The organism is Mycobacterium sp. IS-1590 (assembly GCF_001500025.1).
GTDB lineage: Bacteria > Actinomycetota > Actinomycetes > Mycobacteriales > Mycobacteriaceae > Mycobacterium.
Genome location: NZ_LQIW01000025.1, coordinates 14,657 through 30,315 on the forward strand (window position 1 = coordinate 14,657; position 15,659 = coordinate 30,315).

The following is a 15,659-nucleotide window of genomic DNA, read 5'->3' on the forward strand; positions in this document are numbered from 1 at the left end:
CCTCCTCTCCGTGGCCGCTCGCGAACGCAAACCGGCGCCCGACCTGGCCGCTGATGCGGCAGAACGGGCGCCGGAAACGAAGCTACTTGTCCGCTGAGCCTTTGTCGGCCTTGTCGGCGGCAGCCTTGCGCTTGCCGTAGCGCTTCTCGAAGCGCGCCACCCGGCCGCCGCTGTCGAGGATCTTCTGCTTGCCGGTGTAGAAGGGATGGCACTGCGAGCAGACCTCGACGTGGATCTGTCCGCTCTGCTTGGTGCTGCGCGTGGTGAACGTGTTGCCGCAGCCGCAGTGCACGGTGGTCTCTACGTAATCAGGGTGAATACCCGTTTTCATGGTTTCCTTCTCGATCGTGGCCCCGGGTCGCCCCTCCGTGTTGGAGGTGACGGGCGTGAACCGGAGTCCTCAGCGTCGACGGTCCATTATGCCAGCTCAACCGCCAAGTGCCTAAACGTGCGCGCACCGGCCGGTATTCCGCTTCCGCCTCGACCGTCGCGCTCTTCCACCTCTGGCCGAACGTGGGTTACCGGCACGCGGCGGCGCGGTTTGGCGTGACACAACCCCACACTCGCGGCTAGACGGCTAGGCAGCTAGACGGCTAGGCAGCTAGACGGCTAGACGGCTAGGCAGCTAGACGGCTAGACGGCTAGACGGCTAGACAGCTAGACGGCTAGACAGGGACGAACCTGCCCCCGTCGCGCCGCCAGAGTGTCCTGCCGTCGGGTGTGACGCCTCGCGCGACGAGCTCACGCTTGAGGATCTTGTTGGTCGCGGTGCTGGGCAGGTCCTCGGCGACCCACACGTAGCGCGGCCAGGCCTTCGGCGAGAGGTCCCGCTGAGCGGCCAGGAACTGTTCGAACGTCTCCGGTTCGAGTTCGGCGTCGTCCTGTAGCACCAGGGCGGCCATCACCTGGTCGCCGACGAGTTCATCGGGCACCGGATAGACCGCGACCCGGTTGATCGACGGCAGCCGAAGCAGGATCCGCTCGATGGGCGCGGTCGCGAGGTTCTCGCCGTCGACCCGCATCCAGTCGGCGGTGCGGCCGGCCAGGTAGATGTAGCCGTCGGCGTCGCGGTAGGCCAGATCCCCCGACCAGTACATGCCGTGGCGCATCCGCTCGTCGTTGGCTTGCGGGTCGTTGTAGTAGCCACGGAACAGGCCGCTGCCGTCGGTGTTGACGAGTTCGCCGATCGCCTGGTCGGCGTTGGTCAACGCGCCGTTCTCGTCGAACTCCGCCACCGGACACTCGGTGACGGTTTCGCTGTTGTAGATCGCGACGCCTGGAAAACCTTGTCCGATTGAGCCTTTCGGCGTTTTGGGGGTGCGGGTGATGATCACGGCGTTCTCGGTCGACCCGAAGCCGTCGTCGACGGTGACGTCGAAGCGGCGGCTGAACTGCTCGATGTCGCGGTCGGTGGCCTCGTTGCCGAATGCGACGCGCAGCGGGTTGTCGCGATCGTCGGGTCGCTCGGGGGTCGCCAGTACGTAGGCCAGCGGTTTGCCCACGTAGTTCATGTAGGTCACGCCGTGGGTTCGGATGTCGGCCAGAAACCTGGACGCGGAGAACTTGGCCGGCACCATCGCGGCCCCCGCGACGAGTGCGGGCGCCCATCCGCCCACGACGGCGTTCGAATGGAACATCGGCATCGACAGGTAGCAGACATCCCTCTCGGTGAGGTCGAACTTCTCGGCCAGGGCATTCCCTGCGAACAGCACCATGAGGTTGGCAACCTGGACGGCCTTGGGGTCACCGCTGGTGCCGGAGGTGAAGATCATCATGAACGTGTCGTCGACGGCCGCTTGCCGGTGCGGGACGAATGTCGTCGCGGTGGCCAGAAAGTCCGTCCAGGCGGTGCTCGACGTGTCGAGCACCGTGACCCCCGGCAGGTCCAGGCCGTCGAGCAGCGGACGGTGCTCGGCGTCGGTGATCAGGAACTGGCAGTGCACCTTGGTGACGTCGCGCGCCAGGGCCTCACCGCGGCGAGTGGTGTTGATGCCACACACCACGTAGCCACCGAGTCCTGCCGCCGCGAGCGCGATCAGCATGTCGGGGGTGTTGCCGAGCAGCACTCCGACGTGCAGGGGACGATCCGGGTCGGCGGCCCCGATGAGCGCGGCGGCCTGCGTCTTGGACTCGTCGACGTATTGGCGGTAGGTCCATTCGCGGTCCCCGTGCCGGATCGCAACGCCGTCGCTGTCGGCGCGCTCGTTGAGCAGCTGCTGGAGCGTGTCCGCCATGCGCCCGCCTTCCGACAGTGAACAGATTCGGGATTGTGTCTACCATGACACAATGCTCCGATCGGCCCACTCGAGGGCGAGATTAACGGAGGAGCCCACCTGGTGACGAGCGGTGCCGCCACCAAGAGCGTCCGCGATCGACTGATCGACGCGGCAGAGGTCTGCCTGCGCGCCAAGGGAATCCGCTCGACCACCGTGTCCGAGGTGGCTGAGGTGGCCGGCGTTTCCCGCGGTTGGCTGTACCGCCACTTCCCCGACAAGGTGTCGCTGCTGGGGGCGGCGATCGTGCGGCTCAACGAGGCCTATTGGTCCGAGGCGCACGGGATGCTCGAGCGAATCGAGGGCTTCGACCGGCAGATCGCCGCCGGGGTCCTGCACGGGCGCACGGCCTACGACGACCCCGGCGCCTTGCTGATGAAGCTGCGCATCGACGAGCCGGAAGAGTTCGCCGCGTGCGCAGGCGCAGGCGTGCAAGGCCTGGTGCCCGACCTGGCCGATTTCTGGTCGCGCTACCTGGTCGCCGCGCGCGACTCAGGCGAGATCCACCCCGAAACGAATATCGCCGAAGCATCGGAATGGCTTGCCCGCGTGCTGATTTCACTTGCCACCGTACCGGGCAAGACGCTTGACCCCAGCGACGGCGACGCCGTACTGCGACATCTGCGTCGCTACGTCATGCCAGGTCTGCGAGCCGACCCCGTCCCCTGATCCGGTTAGGCGACGTCGATTGTGAGCGCAGGCCGGCCGACGAGCGTCATGAGGATGTCGCGGATCGGCGCCTCGACTCGTCGACCCTCGCCGACCTGGAATTCGGCGTCCGTTGCGGCGAGTTGCACACCGTCGAAGCGTCGCTGCGCCTTGAACGGAAAGCCCATCGTCCACACGCGCTCCGCTGCCGCAACCGCCGCGTTGGCGGGCATGGGCCGGTCGATCCCGAGTGGCACCGCGATGTCCTGGCCATGGACGAGCACGTCCATCAATGGGTCGAGTTCGGCGGTGCCCGGCGGACGCTTACGGGAGCCGCGCAAAGCGCGCAGCGCGGCCGTGATCTCGGCAGGAGATTGCTTGTCCTGCACCGCTACCCGATAGATCATGGCGTTGAATCGGAAGCCGGATCTCAGCAATTCGAACAGCAACCTCGGCATGCCAGATGCGGAGTGCGTGATGTGCACGGCGACGTCGCGCACGGTCCACCCCTCGCACAGCGACGGCGTCGACCATTGTTCGGGCTCTAGGCCGTCCAGCATGTCGGCAAGGCTCGCGCGCTGCTCGTCGATATGCCGCCATATCGTGTCGGAGTCCACGACCACTCCCCTTTAGTCAGGTTTCCTGACCAAATGTAGTCAGGTGCCCGTACTAAAGTCAACGGCGTGACCGAGATGCCGAACGTCGCCACGCTCATGTTCATCGGACACCGCACCGCCGAGGCACGCGTCATGGAGGCATTGGCTGCCGCGGGCGCCGACGACATCACGCAGGCACAGAGCCGGCTGATGCAACGCCTCGACCCGCGCGGGATGCGGCTCACCGATCTCGCCGAGCAGGCACGCGTCACCAAGCAGACGGCCGGTGCGCTGGTCGACCAATTGGAACGCGCGGGTTATGTGCTGCGCTCCCCCGATCCAACCGATGCACGGGCCCGCCTCGTCACGCTGAGCGAGAAGGGGTTGGCGGTGTGCCAGACCGCGGGCGCCGAGGTCGCCAAGGTCGAGGACGAGTGGCGACGTCACCTCGGCGACCGTCGGTTTCGGCAGCTACGCGACGCGCTCACGGCGCTGCGCGAGATCACCGACCCCTATCAATGAGGGGTCTCGGTGTCGCTCGTCGCGCACAGCGCAACCAGCTCCACCGAAATCGCACCAGTTAGTCGGCGTCCATCGAGCCCGGAGCGGTCTTGGAGACCTGCACCAGGAACTCGTAGTTGTTTTTGGTCTTGCGCAGCTGGCTCATCAACAGGTCGATGGCCTGGTGCGGATCCAACCCGGACAACACCCGACGCAGCTTGTGGACGATCGCGAACTCGTCGGGCGAGAGCAACAACTCATCCTTGCGGGTGCCCGACGGGTTGACGTCGACGGCCGGGAAGACGCGCCGCTCGGCGATCTTGCGGTCGAGCTTGAGCTCGGCGTTGCCGGTGCCCTTGAACTCCTCGAAGATCACCGTGTCACCGGTCGACCCGGTCTCCACCATCGCGGTGGCGACGATGGTCAGCGAGCCGCCCTCTTCGATGTTTCGGGCCGCGCCGAGGAACCGCTTCGGCGGATACAGCGCGGTCGAGTCGACACCACCGGACAGGATGCGACCCGAGGCCGGCGACGCGTTGTTGTACGCGCGGCCGAGGCGGGTGATCGAGTCCAGCAGCACGACGACGTCCTTACCCTGCTCGACGAGCCGCTTGGCCCGCTCGATCGCCAACTCGGCGGCCTGGGTGTGATCGGACGGCGGCCGGTCGAAGGTCGAGGCGATGACCTCGCCCTTGACCGAGCGCTGCATGTCGGTCACCTCTTCCGGACGCTCGTCGACGAGCACCACCATCAGGTGGCATTCCGGATTGTTGGTGGTGATGGCGTTTGCGATGTCCTGGAGGATCGTCGTCTTACCGGCCTTCGGCGGCGACACGATCAGCGCGCGCTGCCCCTTGCCGATCGGCATGATCAGGTCGATGACACGGGTGGTCAGCTTCTCGGTGTTGGTCTCCAGGCGCAGCCGCTGGTTCGGGTAGAGCGGCGTGAGCTTGTTGAACTCCGGCCGCTTCTTGGCCTCCTCCACGGGCTTGCCGTTGACGGTGTCCAGGCGGACCAGCGGATTGAACTTCTGCCGCGGGTTCTTGTCGCCGCCTTCTCCATCGCGGGGCACCCGCACGGCGCCGGTCACGGCGTCACCGCGGCGCAGGCCGTTCTTGCGCACCATGTTCATCGAGACGTACACGTCGTTCGGGCCGGCCAGGTATCCGGAGGTGCGGACGAACGCGTAGTTGTCGAGAACGTCGAGGATGCCGGCGACGGGCTGAACGACGTCGTCCTCACGCAGTTCGGTGTCGCGGTCACCGCCGCCGCCGTCACCGCCACCGCGCTCACGGCGCCTGCGGTCCCGGAACCGGCGACCCCGACGACCGCCACGGCCCTCGCCGTCGTCGTCATTGTTGTTGCCGCCGCCGCCGCGGTTCTGGCCACCCTGCTGGTCGCCGCCCTGCTGATCGCCGTCGGACTTGCTGTCCGACTTGTTGGACTGGTCGCCCTTGTTGGACTGGTCGCTCTGGCGATCGCCGGTCTTATCGTCGGTAGTGGCGTTGCCGGGCTGGTCACCCGAAGCGTCGGGTGCACCGGTTCCACGCGACGCACCACGACGCTCGCGGCGGCGAGGCTGTTGCTCGGCATCGGTGTTGGAACCGCTGTCGTCGCCGCTCCGGGCGCCCGACTCGGCGTTCGGAGCATCTTTGGCGGGTTCGGCGGTCTTGGCCTCGCTGGTCGCGGGAGCCTCACCACCGGCCGATGTCTTTCCGCGGCCGTTCGAATCGCCGCGCCGCTCACGGATGGCGGCGACCAGTTCGCTCTTGCGCATACCGGACGCGCCCTCGACGCCGATCTCCTTGGCCAAAGCGCGCAGTTCGGGCAGCACCATGGTCGACAGGGAGCCGCCCCGGTTGCCGGAAGCGCCCCCGGCAGCGGGTGCGGCCTCTGCGCTCGGCGTCGCGTTCGGCGCGTCCGCCGCCGCAGAAGTCGAAGTGTCTGAACTCACGGTGTTCGGCAGCTCACCGTTTTCGCTGCTGCCCCCAGCCGTGATCAGGTCCGTTTCAGTCACGGATTTCCTTTCTTTCCCTCGCAGATCGAGTCGTGCGGGGGTTCGGTGCGATCAGTCAATCCACTGAACGCATGGGCTCCACCATTGCCCCTGCAACGGTGATGGGCGGGCCTCGCCGGTATTCGACGAACCGTCAATCCGCGCGCAAATCACGGGGAAAATGGGTGGTGTCCTAGTGTCGGCGCAGGTAGAGACGCTGCGATTGCCTGACGACAGCGAGAATATCCCGCATCGGGACGGGAAGCAAGAAAGACATGGGCGTCGTGTTGCTCCTGTGATTCCGGTACCGGCCGTGCTCAGCGTCGTGCTGGCGCGCCCGACGTCCACTTGGCCCCGTCGCCGACGGTCATGGCTTTGACGGCGAACCCGTTGGCGGTGCCGTATTCGAGAGCTTCTGCGGGCAACTCCGCTGACGTGCACAGTGCGAGCACCGAAGGACCCGCTCCCGATAGCACCGCTGCTATTCCGCAACGCCGCAGGATCTGTAGGTATTCCGCGGAAGCCGGCATCGCCGGCGCCCGTTGCGGCTGATGCAAGAGATCCTCGGTGGCCGGCATCAGCAGGTCGGGCCGTTCAGTCAGCGCGACCACCATCAGCGCGGCCCTGCTCACGTTGAAGCGCGCGTCGGCGTGGCTGACCTTCTCCGGCAGGAGCACGCGCGTCTCGGCGGTCGACGAGCGTTCGTCCGGTATCGCGACGAACAGCCGGATGTCGGGGTGCACCCGGATCGGCGCGACCTCGAATCGGGGCGTGGATTCCGGGCCTTCGGTCCAGGACACCACGCCACCACCCAGCACGGCCGCCGAGGCGTTATCGGGATGCCCTTCGAACTCCGACGACAACTGGACAAGGTCCCGTTCGGACAGGATCTTCGAAGAGATTTGTGCCGCAAGGCCGTTGACCACCGAGAGTCCACTGACCACCGCTGCCGCCGAGGATCCGAGGCCTCGCGAGTGTGGAATGTCGTTGCGGCAACGCACCGTCATTCCGGGAGCGCTGATGTTCAGCGCCTCGAGCCCCCGCCGAATGGCCCGCACCACCAGGTGGGTGTCGTCCAGCGGCACCTGACCTTCGCCCTCGCCCTCGACCTCGACCGCCAGACCGGAATCCGTTGTCTCGACGACGATCTCGTCGTAGAGACTCAACGCGATCCCCAGGCTGTCGAAACCCGGACCGAGGTTCGCGCTGGATGCCGCCACCACGGAGGTGGCGCTCAGTCCCGGCGGCAGTACGTGAGTCACCGGCTATCCCAGCCCCAGCTGCTCGACGACGGCCACCGGATCGACGGGGACAGCGATCACCGGCGGCATGCCTTTCAGCGCGGTGTCGGGATCCTTGAGCCCGTTGCCGGTCACCGTGCACACGACCGTCGAACCCTTGGCCACCCAACCGTCTTCGATCGATTTGAGCAGACCGGCGATGCTGGCCGCGGATGCAGGCTCGACGAAGACGCCCTCGCTGCTGGCCACCAGGTGGTAGGCCTCGAGGATCTCCTCATCGGTGGCGGCCAGGAATCGACCGTCGGATTGCTGCGCTGCCGCCACGGCGGTGGTCCACGACGCGGGCGAGCCGATTCGGATGGCCGTCGCAATGGTCTCCGGGTTTTTGATCGGTTCCCCGTGAACCAGCGGTGCCGCACCGGCCGCCTGCGTACCGAGCATGCGGGGAAGACGATCCGAAACGCCGTCGCGGTGATACTCGGTGTAGCCCTTCCAATAGGCGGTGATGTTGCCGGCGTTGCCCACCGGCAGCGAATGCACATCGGGCGCAACACCCAACGCGTCGACGATCTCGAAGGACGCGGTCTTCTGCCCTTCGATCCGGTACGGGTTGACGGAGTTGACCAGCGATATGGTCGGAAAGTCGGCGGTCAGCTTGCGTGCGAGTTCCAGGCAGTCGTCGAAGTTGCCGTCGACCTGAATGATCTTCGCACCGTGCATGACTGCCTGGGCCAGCTTGCCCATTGCGATCTTGCCCTGCGGCACGAGCACCGCGCAGGTGATGCCCGCCCGCGCCGCATAGGCCGCAGCCGATGCCGACGTGTTGCCCGTGGATGCGCACAGCACCGCCTGCTGACCGCGCGCGACCGCCTCGGTCACCGCCATGGTCATGCCGCGGTCCTTGAACGAGCCGGTCGGGTTGAGCCCCTCGACCTTGAGGTGCACGGTGCATCCCGTCAGTTCGGACAACCGCTGCGCGGGCAGCAGCGGAGTCCCACCCTCGCGCAGCGTGATCGGTGTCCAGCTGTCCTCGACCGGCAGCCGGTCGCGGTACGCGGCGATCAGCCCGGGCCAGGGCTGGTGAACGGTCTGCGCTGAGGTACTCATTCGGTGGTTCCTTCCATGCGCAGCACGCTGTTGATGCTCTGCACGACATCGAGGTCGGCCAGCGCCGCGACCGTCTCCGACAATGCCGCGTCCGTGGCCTGATGGGTCACCACCACGATGCGCGCACCGCAGCGCTGCCCCTCCTCGTCGACCATGCCCTCCTGGCGCACCTCGGCGATGCTGACGTCGCGCTTGCCGAATTCGGCTGCCACCGCGGACAACACGCCCGCTCGATCGGCGACGTTCATGTTCACGTAGTAGCGGGTAGGGATGAAGCCGATTGGCGCGATCGGCAACTTGGCGTACTTCGATTCACGCGGTCCGCGGCCACCCTGCACGCGGTTGCGAGCTGCCATCACGAGGTCACCCATCACCGCGGAGGCCGTGGGCGCACCGCCGGCGCCCTGCCCGTAGAACATCAGGCGACCCGCGGCTTCGGCCTCGACCACCACCGCGTTGAAGGCTCCGTTGACGGCGGCCAGCGGATGGTCCAACGGCACCAGCGCCGGGTACACGCGCGCCGAAACCCGTTGCTGGCCCTCGTCACCGGTGAGCCGCTCGCAGATTGCGAGCAGCTTGATTGTGCAGCCGAGCGCCTTGGCGGATTCGAAGTCGGCGCTGCTGACCTTGGTGATGCCCTCGCGGTACACATCGTTGGAGCTGACGCGCGTGTGAAAGGCGATCGAGGCCAGGATCGCAGCCTTCGCCGCGGCGTCGTAGCCCTCGACGTCGGCCGTCGGGTCGGCCTCGGCGTAACCGAGCGCGCTCGCGTCGGCCAGCGCGCTGGCGTAGTCGGCGCCCGTGCTGTCCATCTCCGAGAGGATGTAGTTGGTGGTGCCGTTGACGATGCCGGCCACCCGGACGACCGAGTCCCCGGCCAGCGACTGCGTTAGGGGACGGATGACGGGGATCGCACCGGCGACGGAAGCCTCGAAATACAGGTCCACCCGAGCGTTTTCGGCTGCCTGGGCCAACTCGCCGGTGGAGACGGCCATCAGCGCCTTGTTGGCGGTGACCACGGACTTACCCTGTTCCAGCGCGGCCAGGATCGCTTTGCGCGCGGGTTCCACGGGCCCCATCAACTCCACGACGATGTCGACGTCGTCGCGGGAGACGAGTTCCTCGATGTTGTCGGTGAGCTTGTCGACCGAGATTCCGCGGTCGTCGGCCACGCGACGGACACCGACCCCGCGCAGCACCAACGGCGCACCGATGCGTGCGGCCAGGTCGTCGGCGCTCTGCTCGATGATGCGCACCACCTGGCTGCCGACGTTCCCAAAGCCGAGGACCGCTACGCCGATGGGCTTTTCGGAGTCAGTCATCGTTACCTCACTTCCAGACTCAGCAGATCGTCGACCGTCTCCCGGCGCAGGATCAGGCGGGCTCGCCCGTCGCGCACGGCCACCACGGCGGGACGGCCGATCAGGTTGTAACGGCTCGACATGGAATAGCAGTAGGCGCCGGTCGCCGCGACTCCCAACAAGTCACCGGGCCGGACGTCGTCGGGCACCCACGTGTCGCGAACGACGATATCGCCGCTCTCACAATGCTTTCCGACGATACGACCGATCGTCGGCGCGGCGTCGGTATTCCGCGAAATCAGCCGTGCGTCGTATTCGGCACCGTAGAGAGACGTGCGGATGTTGTCGCTCATACCGCCGTCCACGCTGACGTAGCGGCGGTGGGCGGTCGGGCTCACGGCGACGTCCTTGACGGTGCCGACTTCGTAGAGCGTGATGGTCCCGGGACCCGCGATGGCCCTACCCGGTTCGACCACCAAGCGCGGAGTCGGTAGCCCGACGGCAGCCGACTCCTCGCGCACGATCGCGGTCAGCTTGGCGGCCAAATCGGCGACCGGAGGCGGATCGTCCTGGGGCAGATACGAGATGCCCAAGCCCCCACCCAGGTCGACGATCGACATCTGCGAGGTCTTGTCGACGCCGAACTCGGCGACCACGTCGCGCAGGAATCCGATTACCCGGTGGGCGGCGATCTCGAAGCCCGCGACGTCGAAGATCTGAGACCCGATGTGGCTGTGCAGACCCTTGAGACGCAGGTGATCGGTCTCGAACACCCTGCGGACAGCGTCCATGGCGGCACCTGAAGCCAGCGAGAGCCCGAACTTCTGGTCCTCGTGCGCGGTCGAGATGAACTCGTGGGTATGCGCCTCGACGCCGACGGTCACGCGGACCAGCACGTCCTGGACCACGCCTGCGGCACCGGCGATCTCGTCGAGCCGGTCGATCTCGACCATCGAGTCGACCACCACGTGCTCGATGCCGGCCTTGACGGCTGCGGTCAGCTCGGCCACCGATTTGTTGTTGCCGTGCAACGCGATCCGCTCGGCGGGAAATCCACCGGCCAGCGCGACGGCCATCTCTCCCCCGCTGGCCACGTCGAGCGAGAGGCCTTCTTCGGCGATCCAACGGGCGACCTCGGTGCACATGAACGCCTTCGCCGCATAGCGGACGTTGTCGCCCCCACCGAACGCCGCGGCGATCTCACGACAGCGCGTCCGGAAGTCGTCCTCGTCCACCACGAAGGTCGGCGTCCCGAACTCTGCGGCGATGTCGGTGACCGGCACACCGCCGATCGACACCACGCCGGCGTCATCGCGAACGGTGCTGCGGGGCCAGACGTTCGGTGCCAGCAGCAGGAGTTCGGACGGCGACTGTGGGCGCGGCGGAGCACCACCGTGGTGGATCTCTTCGGCGTGCCGGGGCCCGGCGGGATGGGCGATCACATGCGCTCCGGAGCGGTGACGCCGAGGATGCCGAGACCGTTCGCGATCACCTGACGGGTGGCTTGGCAGAGCGCCAGGCGCGCGCCGTGCAGGTCGTTGGGCGTCTCGTCGCCTTGCGGCAGCACGCGGCAGGAGTCGTAGAACCGGTGGTAGTCGCCGGCCAGATCCTCGAGGTACCGCGAAACGCGGTGTGGTTCGCGCAGTGCCGCAGCCGTTTTCAGCACGCGCGGGAATTCGCCGATGTTGCGGATCAGCGTGCCTTCCTTGTCGTGGTCGAGCAGTTGCAGGTTGTCGGTGCTGGGAACGACACCGAGTTCGGCGGCGTTGCGGGCCAGGGCCGAGAGCCGGGCATGCGCGTATTGCACGTAGTAGACCGGGTTTTCGTTGGACGCCGACGACCACAGCTCGAGATCGATGTCGATCGGGCTGTCGACCGAGGACCGGATCAGCGAGTAGCGGGCGGCGTCGACGCCGATCGCCTCGACCAGATCGTCGAGGGTGATCACCGTTCCGGCCCGCTTGCTCATCCGGACCGGCTGGCCCTCGCGCACCAGGTTGACCATCTGCCCGATCAGCACCTCGACAGTGGCCGGATCCTCGCCCAGCGCGGCCGCCACCGCCTTGAGCCGGGCGATGTAGCCGTGGTGATCGGCGCCGAGCATGTAGATGCACAGGTCGAATCCGCGTTCGCGCTTGTCGAGGTAGTAAGCGATGTCGGCGGCGACGTAGGCCGGTGCGCCGTCACTCTTGATGACGACGCGGTCCTTGTCGTCGCCGTAATCGGTGGTGCGCAACCAGGTTGCGCCGTCCTTTTCATAGATGCTGCCCGCTTCGCGCAGCCGCGCGATGGCGTGCTCGACGCGTCCCGACGTGTGCATCGAGTCTTCGTGGGTGTAGACGTCGAAGTCGGTGCCGAAGTCGTGCAGGGACTGTTTGATGTGGGCGAACATCAGGTCCACGCCGATGGCGCGAAACGTCTCGCGCATCTCGTCGTCGGGCAGGCCCAGCGCGTCGGGTTCCTTGGTGAGCACCTGCGCGGCGATGTCCTTGATGTAATCGCCCGCGTAGCCGTCCTCGGGGGTCGGCTCGCCCTTGGCCGCGGCGATCAGGGAGGTGGTGAACCGGTCGATCTGTGCGCCGTGGTCGTTGAAGTAGTACTCACGGGTGACCGCGGCGCCCTGGGTCGACAGCAGCCGGCCGAGAGCGTCGCCGACGGCGGCCCAGCGGGTACCGCCGATGTGGATCGGCCCGGTGGGGTTGGCGGAGACGAACTCGAGGTTGATGTTGCGACCGGCGAGCGCCTCGGAGTGACCGTAGGCCGCGCCGGCCGTCAGGACGCCGGTGACGATGACGTTCTGTGCCGACGCCTCGAGGCGCAGGTTGACGAAGCCGGGTCCGGCCACGTCCGCGGCGGCGATACCGGCGTTGTCGGCCAGGGCCGCGGCCAGCCAGCCGGCCAGCTCCCGCGGGTTGGCGCCGACCTTCTTGCCCAGCTGAAGGGCCAAGTTGGTGGCATAGTCGCCGTGCTCGGGATTGCGCGGACGTTCGACGGTGACGGTCTCCGGCAGCGCTGACGCGTCGAGCCCATGCTGGGCCAGCACCGCGGCGGCGGTGGTCTTGAGCAGGTCGGCCAGGTCGGCGGGGGTCACGGGGGTCCATCCTATGGTCTCGGGTGGTCAGGCCCCGAATCCGTTTCCGATGAGCTCAATGCGTTAGGCTGTCGAAGCCCATCGGCGCTGTTTCTCACGCGCCCCCGTAGCTCAGGGGATAGAGCGTCTGCCTCCGGAGCAGAAGGCCGCAGGTTCGAATCCTGCCGGGGGCACCACGCCAAAACATCGGGCCGCCAACGGTGATAAGCCGGTGCGGCCGACTATCCCGGAACTCGATCACGGCGGCAACTGCTGATGTCCCGCCGGGTCGGCCTCCACAATCCCCGAAACCGCCGGTTAGCTGGCCAGTCCGCGTCGGCCAGCTTGATGAGTCCCCAGTTTTCCCACGATCAGCATGGAAGCATGTGGCTGTGAGCGCTGAACGGGATTCATCGCAAGATCAGCGCGTTCGCTCGACCAGGGCGAACGCCACCTTCATCATCGGTTGTCTGGTGGCGCTTCTCGTCGTCGGCTGGCTGTCCCTGGTCACGCAGCCGACCGCGTTGGCGTCCACCGCGTGGTGGCCCGTCGCCGGCATCGCCGTCGGATTGGGGATCCGCTTCCCCCGCCGGTACCTCTGGCCTCTGGGGGCAGCGGTCGCGGCGATCACCTTCCCTCTGCTGTTGTGGGCCGGGCGACCCACCGCCCTGGCCATGGCGTTGGCGGTGGCCGTCGCACTGGAGATGGTGGTCGCGACCGTCATCCTGCGCGGCCGTCAGGACTCTCTGCCGGTACTGGCCGCCCCGCGCGACCTGGGTCGACTGCTGGTCGCGGTCGCCGCATCGACCGTCATCTACGACCTGGTCGGGGCCGCCGCGACACTGCTGCTCGTCGATTCCTCCGAGGCGTGGTCGCGACTGGTGACGTCGGCCCCCAAGCATGCCGCCGGCATGCTGTTGTTCGTCCCGCTGTTCATGCACCTGCCCAAGCGGCCCCGCCAGGCCGGTCCGGTCGAGACGGTGGCGCAGGTGGTCGTCACCCTCGGCCTGGTCACCTACGTCTTCGCGTTCAACCCCGGAATGCCGCTGTCGTTCCTTCCGTTCATGCCGCTGGTGTGGGTGGCGATGCGCCTGACGACGCACGAGTTGATCGCGGTGATGCTGGCAATCGCGGTGATCGCATCGGCCGGCAGCACCTACAACACGGGACCCTTCGCGTTCAACCTCCTGGCCCCAGACACCGGGACCCTCGTCCTGCAGGTCTTCGAGCTGTCGATGGTGGTGGTGTTCCTGTCGCTCTCGCTCGCGGTGGGCCAGGAGCGGGCGACGGCGCAGCGCCTCAACGAAAGCGAGGAGTTGTTCCGGAAGATCTTCGACACCTCTGTCGCGGGGATGATAATCGCTGCCCGGGACGTGAACGGTTGGAACATATTGCGCTCCAACACCTCTGCGATCGACATCCTCCCCGGGCTCGCCGGCCCGTCACCGCGGCTCCCCGCGCTACTCGGCGAACGGGCCGCCGCCGCCCTGTCCGCCGAAGCCGACGCGCTCACCGAGGGCAACGCCCGCCTGACGCTGACCACGAGCAGCGAACAGGTTCTCAACCTCAGCATCGCGCTCATCGACGAGAACGACGACCGCAGGACGGTGGCCCTGCAGTTCTACGACATCACCGAGGCGATGCGAGCCCGACGGCTCGAACAGGAGGAGCTCGAACGCGCCGCCGAAGTGCAGCGGGCCCTGCTACCGGGCCGGTTCCCCGATACCCCGGGCTGGAGTTCGGGCGCCGCCTCGGTGCCGGCGCGGCAAGTCGGCGGGGACTTCTACGACATCCGCGTCGACGTCCCGCACGCCGTGCTGAGCCTCGGCGACGTGATGGGCAAGGGCATGGGCGCCGGCATGCTGGCGGCCGCCACTCGGGCCGCGTTGCGCGCCAACGACACCCGGCTCAGCCCATCCGCCGCCGTCAGCCGCGCCGCAGACGTCATCGACCGCGATCTGCAACGCACCAGCGCATTCGTCACGCTGACCTACGTGCTCGTCGACCTGGTCACCGGCGACTTCCGCTTCGCCGACGCCGGCCACGGTCTGCATTTCGTCGTGCGGACCGGCTCCAACACGGTCGAACGCGCCGCGTCCAGCGATCTGCCGGTCGGCCTGGACAGCGGTTGGGACGAGAAGCACGGCGCGCTGCAACCCGGTGACGCGATCCTTTTGGTCAGCGACGGGGTGATGGATCTGTGGGGCGGCTCGGTGGAGAAGCTCTCGGACGCCGTAGCCGAGTGCGCCCGGACGCATGGCAGCAGTCCTCAGACGCTGGTCGACGCGCTCTGCGCGCGCGCCAACGGTGATCTCGACCGCGATGACGTGACCGCAGTCGTCCTGCGGCGGGAGCCTGTGCCGGCCGCAACGAACTGATACCTCGCCGGGCCGCGCGTGGGCGGCCGCGGCGTTCGCATCATGCGAGTTTGCGGCGGCCGTCGACCGCGGTGCACCAGTCGACGAGCCAGACAACGGATTTGAGGTGTGCGGCCGCTCAGCCGTCGTCGCTGTCCTTCTTCCCCAACTTGCCGAGGCCGCCGACCGCGTCACTGACCTTGTCGGTCACCGACTTCACCGTGCCGCTGACCGCGTCGGTGACCTTCTTCGGCGCATCCTGGACCGTCGAGCGGAGCCCGCCAGTCGTGTTCTGGACCGTCGAACGGAGATCACCCGGTGCGTTCGCGCCACCGGCGCCCCCGGACGTGCGGCCGTTTCCGATCGTCGTAGGCCCACCCGGGTTCCCCGTGCCGGTGATGACGTTCAACCGCGGACGTGTCCGCGGTCCCGGATCCCCGGCAGGAGGGATGCTCAGATTCTGCGCGACATCTGCCACGGCGGCGGTGGTGTTCGACACGACCGGCGCCGGGGCCGCGAGCAGGTTGCCCGGGAGGGCTGGGGCGGGTGACGGCGGTGCGGGGGGGGGG

The 15,659-nt window shown here is 67.4% G+C and carries 12 protein-coding genes, 1 tRNA gene and 1 pseudogene; 4 read left to right on the forward strand and 10 right to left on the reverse strand.

What is annotated here, in order from left to right:
• Positions 1–82: 82 nt before the first annotated feature.
• Together rpmE and fadD1 are read right to left on the reverse strand one after the other, a co-directional pair.
• The gene (gene rpmE, locus AU197_RS17065) at positions 83–331 is read right to left on the reverse strand and encodes a 50S ribosomal protein L31 (protein WP_064403890.1); all 249 of its coding nucleotides are present in this window, start codon (positions 329–331) and stop codon (positions 83–85) included.
• A gap of 334 nt (positions 332–665) precedes the next feature.
• Positions 666–2,234, reverse strand: coding sequence for a fatty-acid--CoA ligase FadD1 (gene fadD1 / locus AU197_RS17070; protein ID WP_064403891.1), 1,569 nt, complete (start codon positions 2,232–2,234; stop codon positions 666–668).
• A 102-nt stretch (positions 2,235–2,336) separates the two neighbouring features.
• Between fadD1 and AU197_RS17075 the strand changes: the two genes are divergently transcribed.
• Positions 2,337–2,942 (forward strand): TetR/AcrR family transcriptional regulator, encoded by a 606-nt coding sequence (locus AU197_RS17075; RefSeq protein ID WP_064403892.1) that lies wholly within the window; start codon positions 2,337–2,339, stop codon positions 2,940–2,942.
• 5 nt (positions 2,943–2,947) lie between these two features.
• On the opposite strand, the gene AU197_RS17080 is transcribed toward AU197_RS17075, so the two are convergent.
• The gene (locus tag AU197_RS17080) at positions 2,948–3,538 is read right to left on the reverse strand and encodes a maleylpyruvate isomerase family mycothiol-dependent enzyme (RefSeq protein WP_064403903.1); all 591 of its coding nucleotides are present in this window, start codon (positions 3,536–3,538) and stop codon (positions 2,948–2,950) included.
• Between the two features lie 75 nt (positions 3,539–3,613).
• Here AU197_RS17080 and AU197_RS17085 point away from each other — a divergent pair, with 75 nt between their 5' ends.
• Entirely contained in the window at positions 3,614–4,039 is a 426-nt protein-coding gene (locus tag AU197_RS17085) for a MarR family transcriptional regulator (RefSeq protein ID WP_197415574.1), read from the forward strand.
• Positions 4,040–4,097: 58 nt separating this feature from the next.
• Here the strand turns inward: AU197_RS17085 and rho are convergent, their stop codons facing one another.
• The 6 genes from rho to argS all read right to left on the reverse strand — a co-directional run bounded on the left by rho (position 4,098) and on the right by argS (position 12,754).
• Positions 4,098–6,035 carry a transcription termination factor Rho gene (rho, locus tag AU197_RS17090; protein ID WP_064403894.1) on the reverse strand — a complete coding sequence of 646 codons (1,938 nt, stop codon included), beginning with the start codon at positions 6,033–6,035 and terminating at the stop codon, positions 4,098–4,100.
• Positions 6,036–6,331: 296 nt separating this feature from the next.
• Positions 6,332–7,276: a homoserine kinase gene (gene thrB, locus AU197_RS17095; RefSeq protein WP_064403895.1), complete on the reverse strand. Its 945-nt coding sequence runs from the start codon at positions 7,274–7,276 to the stop codon at positions 6,332–6,334.
• 3 nt (positions 7,277–7,279) lie between these two features.
• Positions 7,280–8,362, reverse strand: a complete 1,083-nt coding sequence (gene thrC / locus AU197_RS17100; RefSeq protein WP_064403896.1) for a threonine synthase — start codon at positions 8,360–8,362, stop codon at positions 7,280–7,282.
• Positions 8,359–9,684, reverse strand: coding sequence for a homoserine dehydrogenase (locus AU197_RS17105; RefSeq protein ID WP_064403897.1), 1,326 nt, complete (start codon positions 9,682–9,684; stop codon positions 8,359–8,361). The genes thrC and AU197_RS17105 overlap by 4 nt, the downstream gene beginning before the upstream one ends.
• Before the next feature lie 2 nt (positions 9,685–9,686).
• On the reverse strand, positions 9,687–11,066 hold the full coding sequence (lysA, locus tag AU197_RS17110; protein ID WP_197415575.1) for a diaminopimelate decarboxylase: 1,380 nt from the start codon (positions 11,064–11,066) through the stop codon (positions 9,687–9,689).
• Positions 11,067–11,101: 35 nt separating this feature from the next.
• Positions 11,102–12,754 carry an arginine--tRNA ligase gene (argS, locus tag AU197_RS17115; protein WP_064403899.1) on the reverse strand — a complete coding sequence of 551 codons (1,653 nt, stop codon included), beginning with the start codon at positions 12,752–12,754 and terminating at the stop codon, positions 11,102–11,104.
• Between the two features lie 100 nt (positions 12,755–12,854).
• On the opposite strand from argS, the gene AU197_RS17120 reads away from it, so the two are divergent.
• Positions 12,855–12,930, forward strand: a tRNA-Arg gene (locus tag AU197_RS17120).
• Between the two features lie 195 nt (positions 12,931–13,125).
• Positions 13,126–15,111, forward strand: coding sequence for a SpoIIE family protein phosphatase (locus AU197_RS17125; RefSeq protein ID WP_064403900.1), 1,986 nt, complete (start codon positions 13,126–13,128; stop codon positions 15,109–15,111).
• A gap of 118 nt (positions 15,112–15,229) precedes the next feature.
• Here the strand turns inward: AU197_RS17125 and AU197_RS26480 are convergent.
• Positions 15,230–15,659 (reverse strand): annotated as a pseudogene (locus AU197_RS26480) (hypothetical protein); the annotation flags it as partial.

Bases quoted from the DNA above. Each gene is read 5' to 3' on its own strand.
- rpmE (WP_064403890.1), bottom strand. From the start codon at position 331: ATGAAAACGGGTATTCACCCTGATTACGTAGAGACCACCGTGCACTGC.
- fadD1 (WP_064403891.1), bottom strand. From the start codon at position 2,234: ATGGCGGACACGCTCCAGCAGCTGCTCAACGAGCGCGCCGACAGCGAC.
- AU197_RS17085 (WP_197415574.1), top strand. From the start codon at position 3,614: ATGCCGAACGTCGCCACGCTCATGTTCATCGGACACCGCACCGCCGAG.
- thrC (WP_064403896.1), bottom strand. From the start codon at position 8,362: ATGAGTACCTCAGCGCAGACCGTTCACCAGCCCTGGCCCGGGCTGATC.
- AU197_RS17105 (WP_064403897.1), bottom strand. From the start codon at position 9,684: ATGACTGACTCCGAAAAGCCCATCGGCGTAGCGGTCCTCGGCTTTGGG.